A 19,051-nucleotide genomic window follows, 5' to 3' on the forward strand; every position below is an offset into this window, starting at 1 on the left:
TAAAAAGGTTCTAATTCGTCAATCTAACCTCTTTCATCTGAATATAGCACAATAATAGCAAATATTATATATAACTCCTTATAATATGTTAATTTTGTTTAAACTTTGAGCATCTTTTGCACTCCGGCATCTAATTTTTACTTTGAAATAATTCCAAAAAGTATAACATCCGTACGTTTAAACCAAAACAAACAAAGACAGTATTTAACGTTTGTTAATTACTGTCTTCTTGCTGTTACAATTCAATCTAAGAACCATCATCAGCCTGTTTGAGGCTGCCGGATTCATGTAAAAATCTCTATAAAATGGTGGGCCATCCGCGACTCGAACGCGGGACACCCTGATTAAAAGTCAGGTGCTCTAGCCGACTGAGCTAATGGCCCAAATTTGTACCACGAGTTAGAATTTTACACGAAGGCATCAATTCTGTCAAGGCTTTTCCCATAAATTTATTGAAGATCCTTGATATTGGCCCGTCTAAAAGATTTCCCCCCGTACAATGGTCTGTTCACGCCCCGGCCCAATTGCAACTAAGGTTGCCGGTACACCGGATAGCTCCTCAATCCGCAGGATATAATTTTGCGCTGCCTGCGGGAGGTCCTCAAAGCGGCGAACGCTGGTGATATCTTCTTGCCAACCAGGCATTTCCTCATAAACCGGTTCGCATTGCTTGAAAAGTTTTTGACTTTGGGGAAATTCATGGATAATCTCATCCTGAACCTTATACCCAACGCAAATCTTTAATTTATCAAATCCCGTAAGAACATCGAGTTTTGTAACAGCAAAGTCTGAGATTCCGCTCACCCGAACAGCATAACGGGCAATCACAGCATCAAACCAGCCGCAACGTCTCGCGCGGCCCGTCGTAGTGCCAAACTCATGTCCATTCTTACGCATTTCTTCGCCGGTCTCATCCAATAACTCTGTAGGGAAAGGGCCTTCTCCCACACGGGTGGTATAGGCCTTAATAACCCCAACCACACGATTAATACGGGTTGGACCGATACCGGCTCCTATGCAAGCCCCTCCGGCAATCGGATGAGAAGAGGTTACATAGGGATAAGTCCCATGATCTATATCAAGCAAGGTCCCCTGAGCCCCTTCAAAGAGAACTTTCTCTCCAGCTTGGATACTTACATCAATGGTAAGCGAACTATCCGCGACCATCGAACGAATTCGCTCAGCATAGCCCAGATAAGTTTCATAAATTTCATCAAATTCCAGTGCTTCCTGGCCATAGACTTTAACCAACAAATTATTCTTCTCCACCAGATTCCTCTGCAGCTTATCTGCGAATTCATCCTTATCTAAAAGATCCATGACCCGGATTCCGATCCGTGACGCCTTATCCATATAGGCCGGTCCAATTCCGCGCTTCGTAGTCCCGATTTTGTGTTCACCGCGGGCCTCTTCCTCTAAGCCGTCAAGCACCCTATGGTAGGGCATAATCACCTGCGCATTGCTGCTAATGACCAGTTTGCCCGTTTTAACCCCTCGCTCGGCAAGGTAATCCAATTCATCCAATAATACCTTCGGATCAATTACCACACCATTGCCAATTACACAAGTCTTGTCTTCATAGAGGATTCCCGAAGGAATGAGATGAAGCTTGAACTCTTCCCCATTCACAACAACCGTGTGACCCGCATTGTTTCCTCCCTGGTATCGTACAACAACCTTCGCCTTTTCAGCCAGGAAATCCGTTATCTTGCCCTTTCCCTCGTCTCCCCATTGAGAACCAATCAATACAACTGCAGCCATATAGATATTCCTCCCATCCTTCAAGCTCTAGTCTTCTAATTCCAGCCGTCTAAAGATATCATCCACATGATGTAGGTGATAGTTTAGATCAAACAAGCTTTGAATTTCTTCATTCGTCAAATAGTTCAGGACACGAGCATCCTTAGAAACAACCTCTATGAAATCCTGACCTTGCTCCCAGGCTTGAAAAGCGTTTTGCTGAACCCAGGCATAGGCTTCTTCTCTCATACATCCATGTTCAACGAGGGCCAAAAGTACACGCTGTGACGATGTCAGTCCATAGGTTTTCTGAAGATTCCTCTTCATTTGATCTTCACGAATTTTTAGTCCCGCAATAACCTTAGTCATCTGGCGAAGCATATGATCTAACAGAATACAGCTGTCCGGAAGTATAACCCGTTCCACAGAAGAATGTGTCATATCCCGTTCATGCCACAGGGCAATGTTCTCCATTGCCGCTAACGCATTACCCCTTAGCAGCCTGGACATTCCGGCCACTTGCTCGCAAATGATGGGATTACGTTTGTGGGGCATGGCAGAGGAACCCTTTTGACCCGTCGCAAAGGGTTCCTCTACTTCAAGAATATCTGTCCGTTGTAAATTGCGGATCTCGGTTGAGATCTTTTCGACAGAACCGCCGATTAGTGCCAGAGTAGTAACAAAATGGGCATGTCTGTCCCTTTGTAATATTTGATTGCTAACCAAAGCAGTCTCTAAACCCAAATGTTTACAAACCGCCTCTTCTACCTCAGGCGAAACATTGGCATAGGTTCCCACAGCACCTGAGATCTTTCCGGCGCTTACAGAAAGGATTGCATGATCAAGACGCTCGATTTGACGATCAATCTCGGCAATCCAAAGGGCCAGCTTCAAGCCGAAGGTTAGCGGTTCGGCATGAATACCATGGGTCCGTCCGACCATCACCGTATATTTGCTTTCTAAAGCTCGTTTAACTAAAGCACCCCGAAGTTCTGTTAAGTCCTCTTTCAGCAGTCGTCCCGAATCTCGCAAGACCAGGCTTAAGGCAGTATCTTTAACATCTGAAGACGTCAACCCGAGATGCAGGTATTTTCCGGATTCCCCGATCTCTTCTACAACTGCCTGCAAAAAAGCGATCAGATCATGACGTACTACAGCTTCAATTTCTAAAACCCGTTTGGGATTAACCTTTGCCTTCGTGCGGATTTCCTCCATGGCCTCCCGGGGAATTTCCCCTCGCTTCGCCATAACCTCAGCAACTGCCAGTTCAACCTCTAACCAGCGTTCATATTCATATCCATCCTGCCATAACTGTCCCATTTCCGGATGAGTGTATCGATCGAGCAACAACCTTCGCCCCCAATCAAATCTTGGCCTATTATAATAATTCTTATTATCTTCCGCAAAGGAGTGTAAAATACTACTTCATATTGCCTCATAAATTTTCTTCAAGATCAGCTTCGAATTTATACGCCGCTTTCTGGTGATATCTTACTCACAATATCCCGGGCTACCACAATCCCCGTCGCTGATGCCTGCATCAAGCCCCGGGTGATCCCGGCTCCATCACCGATGGTATACAGCCTGGCGATCTCTGTTTCAAAGTTCGGTTTAACTTTTACTTTAGAGGAGTAAAATTTAACCTCAACTCCATATAGTAATGTGTTTTTCGAATACATGCCGGGCGCAATTTTATCGAAGGCTTTCAGAGTCTCGATAAGGGAGGTCAAATACCGCTCAGGAAGTACATAACTGAGGTCTCCCGGAACTGCCGACAGAAGTGTGGGAATGGTCGTCGATTGGCGCAAACGGGCTTCAGTTGTCCGTCTTCCCTGGAGAAGATCGCCAAGACGCTGAACCATTACCCCGCCGCCGGTTAACATGTTCGCCAGCCGGGCGATATATCGTCCGTATTCGATCGGTTGATTAAAGGGTTCTGTAAAGCGAGTTGATACTAATAAAGCGAAATTCGTATTTTTGGTCTTCTTGGCAGCATCGGCGTAACTATGCCCATTTACAACAGCGATATCCCCATCGTAGTGTTCCTCTGAGACCACCCCGCCTGGGTTTACACAGAAACTCCGTGTTTTCAGATCATAGGTATCCGAATAATAGACCAGTTTTGGTTCATAAAGCTCGCGGGTTAAATGATCCAGGATAGAGTTCGGAACCTCGACACGCACGCCGATATCGATCTCGTTATTTTCTGTGACAACACCTAAGCGAACCGTTTGATCTGCCAGCCAATTGGCTCCTCCCCGTCCGGGAGCGGCAACAACATAACGTGCAAACACTTCATCAAGTTCTTGCTTTCCCCTTCGCTGAATGGTCGCCCCTATAGCTCCTTCAGAGTCGGCTAAGATTTCCTTGACCTCTGCCAGTTCCCAAAAAACCGTCTTCGTCTTTTGCATAAGATATTCATACATGCCTTTTAACACGTCATAAGCCAGCTCTGTGCCCAAATGCCGCACAGGGCAATGAATTAAGGCAATCTGATGACGGGATGCCTCATATTCAAGCTCTTCTACCCGCCGGTTGTCTAAACCATACACAGTTTCCTGAGCCCCAAACTGCCGGTATATTGAATCCGCATAATTAATCAGCTCTTGAGCTTGTTCTTCTCTCATATATTCAACTAAACGTCCGCCCACAGCAGGACTCAAAGAGAGCTTTCCGTCACTGAAGGCCCCTGCACCTGACCATCCCCTGGTAATAGCACAGGGATTGCATCCCGCGCAAACTCCCGTCGTACGGGCAGGACACTTTCTCTTCTCTATGCTTCGGCCGCTATCCACAATAAGAATTTTAAGATCCTTATGGTGTTTTGATAACTCTAAAGCCGTAAATATTCCGGCCGGACCGGCTCCAATGATTAATACATCCACATTGTGTTTCAATTGTTTCCCCTCCCAGAGCCGTTTTAATTCCAAAATGACAAAGAACCCCAATCGCAAACAATTTCATCTTAACAATCCTAATCCTCATTGTCAATCCAATAACCGAACATTTCCTTTAAAAATACAAAAAACATTCGACAATACAACATTCCTTATAAATCCTCTTGAGGAACAAGCCCTTAGCCTTAGACACAAAAATCCCCCGCCCGAATTGGCAAGGGGAATTCTTTAAGCCATCTGATGCTGCCGGTCCAAATTCACAAACTTAGTAAACTCTTTGAGAAAACCCAATTCAACGGTTCCTACCGGACCGTTGCGGTGTTTGGCAATAATCAATTCAGCGATACCTTTTTTCTCAGACTCAGAATGATAATATTCATCCCGGTAAATAAACGAAATCACGTCCGCATCCGCTTCAATAGCTCCCGATTCTAATAAATCCGACATAATAGGCCGTTTATCCTGGCGCTGTTCAACTCCCCGATTAAGCTGAGACAAGGCAATGACCGGAACTTTAAGTTCGCGGGCAATCCCCTTAAGAGTTCTGGAGATTTGAGCAACTTCCTGCTGGCGGCTTTCGGACTTTTTCCCCACTGACAATAGTTGAAGATAGTCAATAATAATCAGCCCCAAATCATGCTCCGACTTTAATCTTCGCGCCTTCGACCGAAGCTCGGCCAAGGTGATTCCTACGGTATCATCAATAAAGATCGGGGCATCCGAGAGAGGCCCCACTGCCCGCGTCAGCTTCGGCCAATCTGTATCCAGCAAATCACCCGTCCTTACACGCTGCTGATCAACTAAGGCCTCCCCGCAAAGCATTCGCTGCACCAACTGTTCTTTGGACATTTCCAAGCTGAAAATTGCCACAGCAACCTTGGCCCGAACCGCTGCATTTTGAGCCATATTTAAAACAAGTGCGGTTTTTCCCATAGAAGGCCGTGCTGCTATGATCACCAGATCCGAAGGCTGCCAGCCCGCTGTCATACGATCCAGGTCTGTAAAAAACGTAGGAACACCCGTCAGATTTCCTTTATTAGCATAGAGGTACTCTATCTTTTCAAACGTGTCCAGCAGAACGTCACGAATAGCGCTAAATCCATCTTTAACACGCTGCCGGGAAAGATCCAGAATAAGTTTTTCAGCTTCCTCCAGGAGGCTCCGTGCTTCTTCTCCAGGCTCATATCCTCGTTCTAAAATACTGCTGGTTGCCCGAATGAGCTGACGCAGGAGGGCCTTTTCCGAGACTATCCTTGCGTAATACTCTACATTAGCCGCAGAAGGGACGGAACGGGCAATCTCGGAGATTGCCGCTATTCCGCCCACTTGTTCCAGGCGTCCCTGCCGGCGTAAAACTTCCGCAACACTAACTAAGTCTACCGGATCCCCTTTTTCAAAGAGCTCTTGAACAGCGCTGAAAATCAAACGATGATTATCTCTATAAAAGTCCTCCGGCTGAAGCATCTCAAAGACAGAACTTCCAATCTCCGGTTCGAGCATCATCGCACCTAAGACCGCCTGTTCGGCCTCTAAATTCTGGGGCGGAACTTTTATGAGTTCCATATCTTCTCTCCTCCGAACCTACTCATTCTATCCTCTTGAAATTACTCTCAGACATCAAAAACGTGGCTCATAGCCTCTTCAATGGTACTGACTGCCACCACTTCAATACCTTGCAAACTCTGGGGTACATCCGCCATATTTTCAAGGGGAATCAAAACCTTACGAACTTCAACCTGCTTAGCCCCGAAAATCTTTTCGTAAATACCCCCCACCGGCTTAACCTTTCCTTGAATAGAAATCTCCCCGGTCACAGCTACATCTTGCCGGAGCGGCTGCTTTTTCAAGGCACTGTATATAGCCAGGGTGGTTGCCAGCCCTGCTGAAGGACCATCGATTTTTCCTCCGCCGATGACATTAACATGAACATCATAATTGCGTAAATCCTCCCCGGTCAGCGCACGGATCACAGCGGCAGCATTGAAGACAGCATCCCTTGCCATACTTCCCGCCGTTTCATTAAAGCGAATGGTTCCTTTACCATTCTGGCCGGGAAAGGTAATTGCCTCAATCTCTAAAACCGAACCCAAAAATCCGGACACTCCCAAGCCCAAAACTCTGCCAACTTCCAGATTGCTTTGGACCTTGCGAAAAATAAAAGGAGTAAGCCGGGCGGAGCGCAGGACTTCATAAACATCCTCACACGTCACTCGAACTTCCTCTTGATCAGGGTTCCGATACCTGGCCAGGCCGTAGGCATCCGTCAGAATACTATTAGCCTTCCGTCCTTCAATCACATATTCACTGATAATTTCCGGGACATTATCATCCAGCCTTACTCCCAGCTTCTGACCGGCCTGACGTATAATGTGCTGAACATCCTTAGGTTCCAGAGGAACAAAGAACACCTCAGAGCAGCGGGAACGCAGGGCCGGATTAAGCTCAGCAGGATCTCTCGTTGTCGCCCCAATCAGAACAAAATCAGCTGGAGCGCCCTCATCAAAAAGTTTCTTAATCCACTGAGGCACCTGTCCATTACTGGGATCATAATATGAAGAATCAAAAAATGCCCGCTTATCTTCAAGCACTTTAAGCAGTTTATTTTGCAGTAAGGGGTCCATTTCTCCGATTTCATCGATAAAAAGGATACCTCCGTGAGCATCACTCACCAGACCCATTTTGGGTTCCGGTATGCCCGTATCCGCTAAGTCATGCTTTGCCCCTTGATAGATGGGATCATGGACCGAACCCAAGAGCGGGTTTGTTACATCCCGGGGATCCCATCTTAAGGTCGTTCCATCCACTTCGATAAAAGGAGCGTTTTTCGTAAAAGGAGAACAGGGGAGGTTCTTAACCATTTCTAAGGCAACCCTGGCTGCCGAGGTCTTCCCCACCCCCGGCGGACCATAAATCAATATATGCTGGGGATAAGGTGTCGCCAATTTAGCTAATAAGGCTTGCACAGCATTTTCCTGCCCTGCGATTTCTTCCACTGTCCGGGGACGTAAAACATCAAAGGCAGAACGTTTGAGTGAGATCGTATTCATCTTCTCGAGAACGGCTAACTTTTTGAGTGTTTGAGCGTTTTCCGGTCCCGCCGTTTCTTTGAGCACATTCAGTTTTATCTCTTTAACATAATCTTCATGCCGCTCCTGTATCTTCTTGGAAACAACACGCTCCAGCCGCTCTTCAACTGCACGCCGGGCGATAATATCGGCAATTTGCTCCTCGATTTCCTCTAATAACCGGGGAATCTCCTGCATCGTCGGCAGCGTTTGATCCGTCGGATCATCAGCGACTATTTTGCGTAATCCCGCAACACGTTCGGCAAGCTCACCGGAACGCATAAGCTTTAAGGCTTCTAACCGGCTGGCCTTAAGCACCAGCTTATCTGTGCCATAATAATTGGAAAGCAGAACATACAGAGCTTCTACTTCCCGACTCAATTCTTCCTCATCATGCAGACGATCACCGTGGAGATTTGTCTGATTTAACCATTTTGTCAAAATCCCTTTCATCAGGGAACCCCTTTCACGAGAACAGATTACTGATAGTTCCGGTTCAATTATTCTTAAGCTTTATGATAAAGCACTGACATGTACCCGAAGCTTAGCTGTTACATCAGGATGAATCTTGACATTAACTTCATAACTGCCCAGGGCTTTAATCGGTTCTTTTAAATCTAACTTCCGTTTATCGACCACAACCCCATGCTGTTTATTTAAGGCATCAGCAATTTCCTTACTCGTCACAGAACCAAACAAGCGTCCGCCTTCACCTGTTTTCGTTTTTACTTCGATCTGAAAAGCATTAAGTTTATTACCCAGCTGAACAGCATCCTCTTTTTCCTTTGCTTTGCGTCTCTCTTCCACTGCTTTCTTATGGGAAATATCTTGAATATTGCCGGTTGTCGCTTCAATAGCTAACTTCTTAGGAAAAAGAAAGTTTCTTGCAAATCCATCTGCAACCTCTAAAATCTGTCCTTTTTTGCCGGTTCCTTTCACATCCGCTTGAAGAATAACTTTCATGCATAATTCCTCCCTTACGATTCTTCCGGCAGACGCCGGAAATTCATGACTAAATCAAATAGGCCAAACATTGTAATGCTGACAATACTAAACATGAAATATATAAAATTAACTATTATTAACGTCCATTTAAGCAACCGGGGTATTTTTGGGGATTTTAATAAATAGAGATACGCAGAAACCCCCAGGACCAGGGTTATAGGCCCATAAACAACCATAAGATTTATTCCCAGTCCATATATAACAGGCCAGGAAAAGTAATCCCCCAGAAGATAGCCGGCGATTCCCAAAACAGCACCCCAAACTGCGTACCAAGGCAGACGCCAATGGGTAAACGGAACCCATTCGCTGCGTTTAAACCAACGCCTCATAATATAGAAAACAAACCCAAACGCAATTATGGAAATAATCGCAGCAATTCCAGGAATGACCAAAGCATAAATTTGGATTAATTGATGCAGTAAATCCCGGATCTGGCTCTCATCGACTCCTTGCTGCTGCATCATTTCCAACAACCCTGAAGCGTGGTATTGCTGAACAGTCGCATCGATCATGGTATTCATAGTATTAGCATCAATTCCTTGTGCTACAAAGGCAAGAATGGGTATCGTTCCTAAAACTCCCGCCAAAACAGCACCCCAAAAAAAGATGACACGAGCCGGCCAATCCTTCTGCCATCCATAAACCCCCAGGAGCCCTGCCAAGGGTACATAGCTCAGATAGTTAAGGGCATCCGCCCCCAAAACAACCAAAGCCAAACTATAGCCGCCCACTAGGAAAAGAGCGGATTTGAACACTCCCCTGAGACGACCTACCATAAACACAGCTAATAATAAAAGGACTTCCCAAAAAAATCCCCAAGTTCCCATTGCGATGCCTACCCAAGGGAAGGTCAATAGAACCGCTCTCGCCAAGTAATCCTGTGCTAATTCATCACTTATAAACATCGTTTCCAACTTTCTCCTATGAGGTTAGTCTTCCGGGGCAAGATAGCTTAATAACAAGCTGAAATCTCCCCAGTGCTCTTCAAGCTTCATCTCATCCGTGCTTTTTAAACCGTCCAATCGCTGCAGAAGCATGCGGTCAAGCCGTGAAAAGTCAAAGCCCAATCGTCTTGCCAACAAATAGCTCATTCCTACTAAGTCTGCCAAACCTTGTATCATTTCATCCTCAGAACCACTCAGAATTCCATGCTGAACAAGCCACTGTGCCTGAATTAGATTTACCTTTAGTTCATCAATCGCTTTTAAGCCTTTTACCACATCAACTTCAATATCCAGGGCCGCCCCCTCCTAACCTCGATCCACTTCTTCAATAAAAGCCTTCCCTAACGATATATTACCCGGCGGCAAAGCAGACTTCCCTGCCAACTAAGAGATAAACTATGCCCATCCAATACAATTCGTGATAAACCTATAAATCTCCTGCACCTTTGTCCAATGAAAATTTAACCAGAGTCAAAATGGCTTATGAGGAGGGCCTGATTATAAAATAGAAAAGGGGAGCTCTCGCTCCCTTTTTTCTACTCTACACTATATGGCAATAAGGCAATACTGCGAGCCCGTTTGATAGCCAAGGTTACTTGGCGCTGATGCATCGCACAGTTTCCGGAAATACGACGTGGCAATATTTTGCCGCGATCAGTAACATACTTACGTACTTTATGTGTCTCTTTGTAATCCATAGACTCAACTTTGTCTACACAAAAGCTGCATACCCTCTTACGTGGGCGACGTCCGCGTTCACGTTTCATACTAATTCTCCCCTTCCCCTACTAGAATGGGATGTCATCATCCAAATTTACTTCATGTCCAAACGAGCTGTTTCCGCCCAGAGATCTTGAATCCGTACTCCCGCCCCCACTGTCTTTCGGACTTAAGAAGCGGACATCTTCAGCAATGACCTCGGTGACCCAGCGTTTTTGACCGTCTTGTCCGGTATACGATCGGACTTGAATCCGCCCATCCGCGGCTGCCAGTTTTCCCTTAGCCAAATAATTGGCACAGAGTTCAGCAAGCTGCCGATAGACTACACAATTGATGAAGTCGGTCTCTCTTTCCCCTTGTGCATTTTTATAATTGCGGTCCACCGCTAATGTAAAATTAGCGACTGCTACACCTGTGGGTGTATAGCGCAATTCGGGGTCTTTCGTCAAACGGCCAATTAAAACGACACGATTTAACATATGCGCCCCTCCGTCCTCTTAGTCATCTTTTCTAACTGTTAGGAAACGGATTACATCATCGGAGATTTTCATAACCCGCTCAATTTCCTGAGATGTACGGCCTTCACCTTCAAAGTTCATAAGGATATATTGGCCTTCTCTATAATCTTTGATTTCATAGGCTAACCGGCGTTTTCCCCACTTTTCTACCGTTAGGTTTGCTCCGCCATTAGCGGCTACAAGCCCTCCTAAACGGTCAACAAGTGCTGTGGTTGCCTCCTCATCCAGATCTGGCCGGATGATATAGAGTATTTCGTACGCTTTCATATTTGCACCTCCCCCCGGACTAGCGGCCCCGTTTTACGGAGCAGGGATATATTTAGACTACCAAGCAGAAATTATACCATTTAATTACCTTAAAAGCAACTTATTTATCTAAAACAGGCCAAATTAAGCCCGAGTTACACATTAAAACGGAAATGAACAATATCCCCATCATTCATGATGTACTCTTTACCTTCCAACCGAACTAAACCTTTATCTCTTGCACCATTCAGTCCATTGTGCTCCACGAAGTCCTGATAAGAGACTACCTCTGCCCGAATAAATCCGTGTTCAAAATCCGTATGAATTACCCCTGCCGCCTTAGGAGCCTTTGTTCCCTGATAAATCGTCCAAGCCTTCACTTCCAGAGGTCCTGCAGTAAAGAAGGTCATTAAACCCAGCAGGTGAAAGGCAACCCGGATTAAACGGTCCAACCCCGATTCTTCAAGTCCTAAGTCCTCAAGAAACGCATCTTTCTCGTCAGCCTCAAGTTCCGCAATTTCTGCCTCAATCTGGGCGCAGACTACAACAACCTCAGCCCCTTCTTCAGCCGCAATCTCCATCACCTGTTTTACATAAGGATTATCAGCCGCTGTAGAAAGTCCGCCTTCACTGACATTGGCAGCATAGAGCACAGGCTTAAGGGTTAAAAGCGGAAATCCCTTAAGAAGATCCCGTTCCTCATCCGTAAAGGTCAAGGTCCGGGCTCCTTTGCCCTGATTAAACACTACCTTCAAGCGTTCCAAAAGCGCAATTTCTGATTGAGCCTTTTTATCCCCGGCTTTCAGAAGTTTTGCTGTCCGCTCGAAACGTTTCTCTACACTTTCCATATCCGCTAAGATTAACTCAAGATCAATCGTTTCAATATCCCTTTTAGGATTTACCGTTCCTTCAACATGGACAACGTTCTCGTCTTCAAAACACCGTACAACATGCACAATAGCATCTACCTCGCGAATATGCGACAAGAACTTGTTCCCTAATCCTTCTCCCTTACTTGCTCCCTTAACGAGTCCGGCGATATCCACAAACTCAACCGTAGCCGGAACTATCTTCTTAGGATTTACCATATCCGCCAGCTTTTGCAGACGGAAATCCGGTACCTCTACCATTCCGACATTCGGATCAATCGTGCAAAATGGGTAATTAGCCGCTTCAGCACCCGCTTGGGTGATGGCGTTAAACAACGTCGATTTACCGACATTAGGCAGACCTACAATTCCCGCATGTAACGTCAATGCTTTAACCTCCTCATAATAACGAGACGAGCTATCCTTACAGATTATATGTGAAGTTCTTCTACTCTGCAACCACTTAGCTTATTTTTCATCAGCATGCTGAAGAATCTCCTTCAAATTGCGCTCCAGCTTAACTCTGGGGATCCAGGCCTGATGCTGACAGCCCAAACATTGTATTCGAAAGTCCATACCCGTCCGCATCACTTTCCAATCCACACTGCCACAGGGGTGTGGTTTACGAAGACGTACAATATCTCCTACATTTAATGGAACCATTTTTATTAACTCCCCCCTAAATCGAGGTTCGAAGTTGGATGTCACTCCTCTGGCTTCCGTCATTCGACCCCTCTGATTAATTCGTCCTCTCTGACTAACAAACCTTTTATCATAAAAAATACGTTATTATATTTTGTTTCCCATGGGAGGTTTCTTAAGATCATCAATAATAATCGTTTGTTGCGGAGTTCGAATACCCTCTTTCAGAAAGGCACTATGTATTTGACGACGCAGTTCCCGCTCCAGACTCCACTGTTCATTAGGTTTTGTAAACCCAACAACCCGCAAGACAGCATTTCGTTCCCCAAACTGAATGACGCCCTGCACGGTCGGAGGATCAATAATTTTATCACCAAACTCTGCGGCGACTCTTTCACATACAGCATGCATTACCTTCATGGCACGTTCTAAATCTTCATTATAGGGAATCTGAATATCGACTAATGCTCTCATTTTGCCCCGGCTGAAATTGGTAACCGCCGTGATACTGCCATTAGGAATAATATGAAGTTCGCCGCCCCAGTCCCTTAAATGGGTCGCCCGAATTCCGGTTTCTTCAACAATCCCGGAGAATTGCCCGGTTTTTACATAGTCACCAACCGAAAACTGATCCTCAAAAAGGATGAAGAAACCCCCTATTACATCTTTAACCAAACTTTGCGAGCCGAAACCTAAGGCGACGCCCAAGACACTGGCCGAAGCCAGAAGGGTGCCCGTATCAAACTTAAAAAGATGTTTGAGTGTATGCAAAATAGCCGTAAAGGTAATAAAATAAAACGACAGACTTCGGAGCAGGGAAAACATCGTATTTGCTTTACGTTCATTGAGAATGTTTTTTTGTTTGCGATCCAGCAGCATCCGGCGCAATATGTAAATAAACACGCCATAGGAAATCCGGGCAATAATAAGTATCATAACGATATACAGTAAGGAATTCAAGACAGTCGTTCCTAATTGCTGCCAATCATAGTTGTTTAAACTGGTTTGAAGCCAAGTGCCATTCATAGTATACGTCGTCCTTTTCAGTTAAAGATAGTCTAGCCTTTATAGTCTAAAAATGCATGATAGCCGCGCATCATCATGACCATATCAAGACATCCATTCCGTAAATAGTTTTCCTAATTCGGCAGTTTGCCAGGAAATTAGTAATCCACTTTTAAGTCTTCTTCTTCGGCGTTTGATTTATACGATACTTAGAGTCACTTGGGGTCTCCGCCTAAAGCGGTCTATTTGATATCTAATACCAAACCCCTTTATTCATTAATAAGGGGTCAATCAGCTTCTCTCTAAGCTGAGCCGAAAGTACCTGATCCAGACCATTAAAGATGGCAATTAAAGAAGGATAGAAATGGGAATTCTCAATCAACTGCATAAAATCACCGCCCTCACCCATCGGCAGGAAGGGTGACAATAAGCCTGCCAAGACAGACAAGCCAATAAGAGCACCCAGCCCTCCAAACAGAAGCCCTCCGCCGCGATTAAACGATCCGCCCCAACTGCCAAAGGGCCGCAGGAGGATCGCTGCCAATAAGTGTATCAATAGCACTGTACAATAAAACACGCAGCCAAAAGCGATAAGCCGCAGAATATTCTCGGTAATCGTTCCGGCAAGAGTATGAGTGACTTGTTCAACCGTTTGCGGCATCTGTAAGCCGGATAAATCTAATGAAGGAAACATATTACGCCATTCCTCAGGAAGTATCCCCAACATATTTCCCAAAAGCTGTTGCTGCAAGGTTAAGGCTTTTGTCTCCACCGAAGGCAGCAGGGCCCGATAGATCACTGGTTCCAACCACTGTTGAAGTGGAAAGTAGCGTTCAGCCCAGCGAAGAGCAGGTATATACTGCCAAGAGGCTGCCCAGACACCTACAATCCAACTAAAAAGATTAACAATACTTGTGATTAAGCCTCTTTGATAGCCGCGCAGTGCCCCTAATAAAACAAACCCCATAATAAGAACATCAAACAGATTCACTGTTGTTCCCTCCTAATCAACCATCGGCAGCCTTTTTAGTTCTTTATGAATAATGCCTATTCGGTTAAGGCCAGCCAAAATCCTGCTGAACTAATGGGTTCAATACGTTAAAAGGCAGCTATCGCTGCCTAATATCATCAAAATTATCTTTCGGTTGTGTTTCCATGTCTATCATGATCAGATCTTGAATTGATCCTTCAATAGTCACCCTCGGGCTTCAATATGGCGGGGATGCGTGCGAATCGAACACACCTCGGAACGTTCTGCGTCCCGACACACGGATTTGAAGTCCGGGAGCAGCACCAGCCACCATCCATCCCCAAACTAACCACAGCAATAAGTTTAACATATTTCCAATAGTTTGGAAAGCAAATGGTACTGTAATGTCAAGTACTTTAAACTTAAGAACAACGGTATAAGTTTTAAAAAATCTAAGCAAACTATTCTTATCCAGCTCTATAACCGGATAAGAATCAGGAAATTGAAAGGGGTTTAGTTATGAATCATTCAGACGTTTTATTTTCTAATTTAACAACAGCTCAAATTGAAGATCTTAGAGCCTTAGAAACAAAATTTAATACCAATGGTGAGAAAACCATCTTAATCGCTTATGAAAATCCGAAATAACTATTTTAATAACCAAATCAGTGCTTTTGATAGTGGAAGCAACTGCCCTCGAGATATTGTTCGACTAGTTCATCGACTTTTTCCGCCGGCATTGAAAGATTCATCAACTTATAAGTTGCTTGCATAAAACCTTTAACACACTCGAGGGTAAGCTCTGTTATATGTGTGCATCCATTTTTCAGGCCAACTGCAGCCAGAACTTGTTTACGCACACTTTTATCCAGCTTAAGGCCAACCAGTTTGGCAATTCGTTCTTGAGTCTCTGCACAATTTGTATGTGGACACCTGCAAAATTGACCGGTAGCTGCTGTAATTGTCTGACGTTGAACGTCAACTTCCAGAGTGATACAAAGTTCATGATGAGTATCCAAAAAGACGCCATTCACAGATACCGTCTTGGAATCCATTGAACGGACATTGACTGAAATCGAACGATTAAAAAGATACATTATTCCATCTCCTCATATATAAAGCAATTAATGGTAATACAATAATATTATATCTCTTTTTACGCAGAAAGAAAGCACTAAATGAATTTAGCTTCACTTAGTGCTTTCCGGCTTTCTTGATTTGGACTACTTTTTCACTTGATAGCCTTTCTTCTGTAAGGCTTCTTCAACCTCAGCTACCTGATCACCCTGCAGACGGGCAAGAATCTGGATTTGATTATCTTTAAGATGATATACCGCCAGACTCCCAATATTAACATCAAATTCCTTGGTTGTAACAGCCAGATCTGACATAACACCAATTTGATCTCTGGTTTCAATCATGACGCGCTGTCCGGGGCTGCGAAATCCCATAATATCTAAAAAGGCATCTAATATATCTGAACCGGTAATAATCCCAACAACTTTACCATTATCAACAACAGGCAATCCGCCAATTTTATGATCACGCATCAATAAAGCAGCATCCTCGATCTGAGTATCCGGGTGACAGAACACAACCTTTTTAATCGCTACTTCACGGATAGGGGTTTTAGCCACCAAATAATTAAGTTCAAACACGCTCAACGTTGTTGCTTTTGAAGGAGAAGCCTCACGCAGATCACCGTCGGTTACGAAGCCGACAAGTTTACCCTTTTCTACAACCGGCAATCGGCTTATTTTCTTTTCACGCATAAGAGCCATTGTATCTGCAATCGATAGTTCCGGGTTCACTGTGAAAACCTGAGCCGTCATAAATTGTCGAACATACATTTCTAAATTACCCCTTTCTAATTTAAAGCTCGGCAAATTAATGTTACTCTTCGACGCTAAACTAGTGCGGCCGGTTAATGCTTAGCGCCACTTATGTCATGAAAAAGGCTATCATCACTCGAACAAGGGACCCCCGGAAGATCTACTGAAGAGACTTGTCTTAAATATATGCAATTAGCCTCCTAAGTAGGCCTTACGGACTTCTTCACTTGCAGCAAGTTGTTTAGAATCTCCCGCAAGCACAATCTTTCCTGTCTCCAGGACATAAGCACGGTTAGCAATAGAAAGGGCCATATGAGCATTCTGTTCTACAAGCAAAATCGTTGTTCCTGTCGTGTTAATCTCTTTAATAATTGAAAAGATTTGTTTAACCAAAATAGGAGCTAAACCCATCGAAGGTTCATCGAGCAGGAGCAGCTGGGGTCTGGACATAAGAGCTCTGCCCATAGCCAACATTTGTTGTTCCCCACCCGATAAAGTACCGGAAAGCTGAGCCTTTCTTTCAAACAAACGAGGAAATAAGTCATAAACCCGTTTTATGTCTTCCTTGATACCCGATTTATCTTTACGCAAGTAAGCTCCCAGTTCCAGGTTTTCAATAACCGTCATATTGGCGAATACTCGACGGCCTTCCGGAACCTGAGATATCCCTTGAGAAACAATCGCCTGCGGAGCAATGCTGGCAAGGTCCGCACCTTTAAACATAACTTTACCGACTTTCGGGCGCAATAACCCTGAAATGGTCTTAAGACAGGTACTTTTTCCGGCACCATTTGAGCCAATTAAGGTTACAATTTCACCTTGATTAACCTCGAGGGAGATCCCTTTGAGAGCATGAATAGCACCATAATAAACATTAACCTCTTCAAGGACAAGCATCAGACAACCTCCTCCCCTAGATAAGCCTCAATGACTTTGGGATTGCTCTTGATTTCATCTGGTGCACCTTGAGCTATGATCGTTCCATAATCTAAGACATAGATGCGCTCACATACTCCCATAACTAAAGACATATCGTGTTCAATCAACAAAATTGTAAGCTTGAATTTCTCGCGAATCCAGCGAATAAGGTTCATCAAGTCATGAGTTTCCTGAGGATTCATGCCGGCCGCCGGCTCGTCCAGCAAGAGAAGCTTCGGTTCTGTTCCGAGAGCACGAGCGATCTCTAAGCGGCGTTGTTCACCATAAGGCAAGTTTTTGGCAATTTCTTCAGCTTTATGATCAAGATTAAAAATTTTCAGCAAGTCCATTGCTTTACGATGCATTTCTTCTTCTCCCGAGTAATAGCTTGGCAGACGAAAGAACGCACTGAATATACCATAGGAACTTCGTTGATGATAGGCTATCTTGACATTATCAATAACACTTAAATCACTGAATAAACGAATATTTTGGAATGTACGGGCCATTCCTCTCTGCGTAACCTGATAAGGTTTGAGTCCGCGCATATCCTTGTCCGAAAATCTGACAGTACCTTCCGTCGGATCATAGACCCCTGTGAGCAGATTAAAGACCGTCGTTTTTCCGGCTCCATTCGGGCCAATCAAACCAATCAGTTCCCCGTCATTAATCTCGATATTCAGATTGGATACTGCTTTTAAACCACCGAAGGACTTAGAGAGTTTATCAATTTTTAGAAGAGGCATTCTTATCACCCTTCTTTCCGAGGAAACTTAAGCTAAATTCTTTAGTACCTAATAGACCCGTCGGTCTGAAAATCATTAATGCGATCAGAATTATAGCGGTTATCACAAGCCGCCATTCCGGCCAGCCTGACAATACCGCTGAAACAGCCGTCATCAGTACTGCGCCTAGAATACTGCCCGTCAAACTTCCTAAACCGCCGAGTACCACCATAACCAGTATATCAAAGGATTTAAGAAAGCTAAATGTCAAGGGTTGAATAATGTAGAGATAATTAGCATAAATTCCCCCTGCCAATCCTGCAAAAAAGGCACCTAAGGTAAACGCCATAATTTTATATTTGGTTGTGTTAATGCCCATGACATCCGCGGCAATTTCATTCTCCCGTATAGAGATACAAGCCCGGCCATGGGTGGAATAAATAAAATTTCTAATAATCATAACACTTAAGACCGTGAGCCAAAAGGCCCATGTCCAAGTAATCGTTTTCGGAACTGAAAACCCGGAAGCGCCCCCGACATACTCCATATTTAAAAAGACAATTCGTACAATCTCCCCAAACCCCAGGGTAGCTATTGCCAGATAGTCTCCTTTAAGCCGTAACGTAGGCAATCCGATTAAGAAACCTGCGACCGCAGACACTGTCGCCCCGGCAAGAAGCGCCAGAATAAGCGGCCCCTGAAATTTGACTACGACAATCGCAGCCATATATGCGCCAATCGCCATAAAACCGGCATGTCCAATGGAAAATTGACCCGTTATCCCATTAATCAAATTTAAACTGGTCGAAAGAATAACAAAAATACACACCTGAATCAATGTGAGAGCAACAAAGGGTGGTAAAACATCCATGAAGATACTTCCCTGGACGATGGCATAGAGAAGCAAGACCCCCAGTAAGGTTACAACATTTTGACGATTAATCCACTTACCCAT

21 protein-coding genes and 2 tRNA genes are annotated in these 19,051 nt (G+C 44.6%); 1 reads left to right on the forward strand and 22 read right to left on the reverse strand.

All coding sequences use genetic code 11. The annotated features are described in order from the left end of the window. Positions 1-306: 306 nt before the first annotated feature. The 17 genes from DESYODRAFT_RS26255 to DESYODRAFT_RS28550 form a co-directional block, all read right to left on the reverse strand. Positions 307-383: transfer RNA gene (locus DESYODRAFT_RS26255), tRNA-Lys, on the reverse strand. A gap of 94 nt (positions 384-477) precedes the next feature. After that, positions 478-1,761: an adenylosuccinate synthase gene (locus DESYODRAFT_RS26260; RefSeq protein ID WP_007787666.1), complete on the reverse strand. Its 1,284-nt coding sequence runs from the start codon at positions 1,759-1,761 to the stop codon at positions 478-480. Positions 1,762-1,788: 27 nt separating this feature from the next. Further along, the gene (purB, locus tag DESYODRAFT_RS26265) at positions 1,789-3,087 is read right to left on the reverse strand and encodes an adenylosuccinate lyase (RefSeq protein WP_486599013.1); all 1,299 of its coding nucleotides are present in this window, start codon (positions 3,085-3,087) and stop codon (positions 1,789-1,791) included. A gap of 119 nt (positions 3,088-3,206) precedes the next feature. Next, positions 3,207-4,637, reverse strand: coding sequence for an NAD(P)/FAD-dependent oxidoreductase (locus DESYODRAFT_RS26270; protein WP_007787668.1), 1,431 nt, complete (start codon positions 4,635-4,637; stop codon positions 3,207-3,209). Positions 4,638-4,865: 228 nt separating this feature from the next. Then, positions 4,866-6,200 carry a replicative DNA helicase gene (gene dnaB / locus DESYODRAFT_RS26275; protein WP_007787669.1) on the reverse strand — a complete coding sequence of 445 codons (1,335 nt, stop codon included), beginning with the start codon at positions 6,198-6,200 and terminating at the stop codon, positions 4,866-4,868. A gap of 47 nt (positions 6,201-6,247) precedes the next feature. After that, positions 6,248-8,155 carry a Lon family ATP-dependent protease gene (lonC, locus tag DESYODRAFT_RS26280; protein WP_007787670.1) on the reverse strand — a complete coding sequence of 636 codons (1,908 nt, stop codon included), beginning with the start codon at positions 8,153-8,155 and terminating at the stop codon, positions 6,248-6,250. Positions 8,156-8,215: 60 nt separating this feature from the next. Next, positions 8,216-8,665: a 50S ribosomal protein L9 gene (rplI, locus tag DESYODRAFT_RS26285; RefSeq protein WP_007787671.1), complete on the reverse strand. Its 450-nt coding sequence runs from the start codon at positions 8,663-8,665 to the stop codon at positions 8,216-8,218. Positions 8,666-8,679: 14 nt separating this feature from the next. Continuing rightward, positions 8,680-9,612 (reverse strand): DUF2232 domain-containing protein, encoded by a 933-nt coding sequence (locus DESYODRAFT_RS26290; RefSeq protein ID WP_007787672.1) that lies wholly within the window; start codon positions 9,610-9,612, stop codon positions 8,680-8,682. A gap of 24 nt (positions 9,613-9,636) precedes the next feature. Continuing rightward, positions 9,637-9,927, reverse strand: a complete 291-nt coding sequence (locus DESYODRAFT_RS26295) for a MazG-like family protein (protein ID WP_007787673.1) — start codon at positions 9,925-9,927, stop codon at positions 9,637-9,639. Positions 9,928-10,187: 260 nt separating this feature from the next. Next, positions 10,188-10,418 (reverse strand): 30S ribosomal protein S18, encoded by a 231-nt coding sequence (rpsR, locus tag DESYODRAFT_RS27775; protein ID WP_007787675.1) that lies wholly within the window; start codon positions 10,416-10,418, stop codon positions 10,188-10,190. A gap of 21 nt (positions 10,419-10,439) precedes the next feature. Beyond that, entirely contained in the window at positions 10,440-10,850 is a 411-nt protein-coding gene (locus DESYODRAFT_RS26300; RefSeq protein ID WP_007787676.1) for a single-stranded DNA-binding protein, read from the reverse strand. An 18-nt stretch (positions 10,851-10,868) separates the two neighbouring features. Continuing rightward, on the reverse strand, positions 10,869-11,156 hold the full coding sequence (gene rpsF / locus DESYODRAFT_RS26305) for a 30S ribosomal protein S6 (protein ID WP_007787678.1): 288 nt from the start codon (positions 11,154-11,156) through the stop codon (positions 10,869-10,871). Between the two features lie 134 nt (positions 11,157-11,290). Beyond that, positions 11,291-12,391, reverse strand: a complete 1,101-nt coding sequence (gene ychF, locus DESYODRAFT_RS26310; RefSeq protein ID WP_007787679.1) for a redox-regulated ATPase YchF — start codon at positions 12,389-12,391, stop codon at positions 11,291-11,293. 81 nt (positions 12,392-12,472) lie between these two features. Beyond that, a complete protein-coding gene (locus tag DESYODRAFT_RS26315; RefSeq protein WP_042339195.1) occupies positions 12,473-12,667 on the reverse strand; it encodes a DUF951 domain-containing protein in 195 nt (64 codons plus the stop codon). 126 nt (positions 12,668-12,793) lie between these two features. Further along, complete coding sequence (locus tag DESYODRAFT_RS26320) at positions 12,794-13,672, reverse strand: mechanosensitive ion channel family protein (protein ID WP_007787681.1); 879 nt, start codon at positions 13,670-13,672, stop codon at positions 12,794-12,796. A gap of 232 nt (positions 13,673-13,904) precedes the next feature. Further along, positions 13,905-14,642, reverse strand: coding sequence for a CvpA family protein (locus DESYODRAFT_RS26325; protein ID WP_007787682.1), 738 nt, complete (start codon positions 14,640-14,642; stop codon positions 13,905-13,907). A 223-nt stretch (positions 14,643-14,865) separates the two neighbouring features. Continuing rightward, a tRNA-Sec gene (locus DESYODRAFT_RS28550) sits at positions 14,866-14,963 on the reverse strand. 177 nt (positions 14,964-15,140) lie between these two features. On the opposite strand from DESYODRAFT_RS28550, the gene DESYODRAFT_RS29690 reads away from it, so the two are divergent. After that, complete coding sequence (locus tag DESYODRAFT_RS29690) at positions 15,141-15,269, forward strand: hypothetical protein (protein WP_007787683.1); 129 nt, start codon at positions 15,141-15,143, stop codon at positions 15,267-15,269. Positions 15,270-15,286: 17 nt separating this feature from the next. Here DESYODRAFT_RS29690 and DESYODRAFT_RS26330 read toward each other — a convergent pair whose 3' ends face one another. The 5 genes from DESYODRAFT_RS26330 to DESYODRAFT_RS26350 all read right to left on the reverse strand — a co-directional run bounded on the left by DESYODRAFT_RS26330 (position 15,287) and on the right by DESYODRAFT_RS26350 (position 19,051). Beyond that, on the reverse strand, positions 15,287-15,718 hold the full coding sequence (locus tag DESYODRAFT_RS26330; protein ID WP_007787684.1) for a DUF2889 domain-containing protein: 432 nt from the start codon (positions 15,716-15,718) through the stop codon (positions 15,287-15,289). A gap of 126 nt (positions 15,719-15,844) precedes the next feature. After that, on the reverse strand, positions 15,845-16,471 hold the full coding sequence (locus tag DESYODRAFT_RS26335; protein ID WP_007787686.1) for a CBS and ACT domain-containing protein: 627 nt from the start codon (positions 16,469-16,471) through the stop codon (positions 15,845-15,847). Positions 16,472-16,645: 174 nt separating this feature from the next. Next, positions 16,646-17,350, reverse strand: coding sequence for an ABC transporter ATP-binding protein (locus DESYODRAFT_RS26340; RefSeq protein ID WP_007787688.1), 705 nt, complete (start codon positions 17,348-17,350; stop codon positions 16,646-16,648). Continuing rightward, positions 17,350-18,117, reverse strand: a complete 768-nt coding sequence (locus DESYODRAFT_RS26345) for an ABC transporter ATP-binding protein (protein ID WP_007787690.1) — start codon at positions 18,115-18,117, stop codon at positions 17,350-17,352. The genes DESYODRAFT_RS26340 and DESYODRAFT_RS26345 overlap by 1 nt, the downstream gene beginning before the upstream one ends. Continuing rightward, positions 18,098-19,051, reverse strand: a complete 954-nt coding sequence (locus tag DESYODRAFT_RS26350) for a branched-chain amino acid ABC transporter permease (protein ID WP_007787692.1) — start codon at positions 19,049-19,051, stop codon at positions 18,098-18,100. The genes DESYODRAFT_RS26345 and DESYODRAFT_RS26350 overlap by 20 nt, the downstream gene beginning before the upstream one ends.

Source organism: Desulfosporosinus youngiae DSM 17734 (genome assembly GCF_000244895.1).
Taxonomy (GTDB): Bacteria; Bacillota; Desulfitobacteriia; order Desulfitobacteriales; family Desulfitobacteriaceae; genus Desulfosporosinus; species Desulfosporosinus youngiae.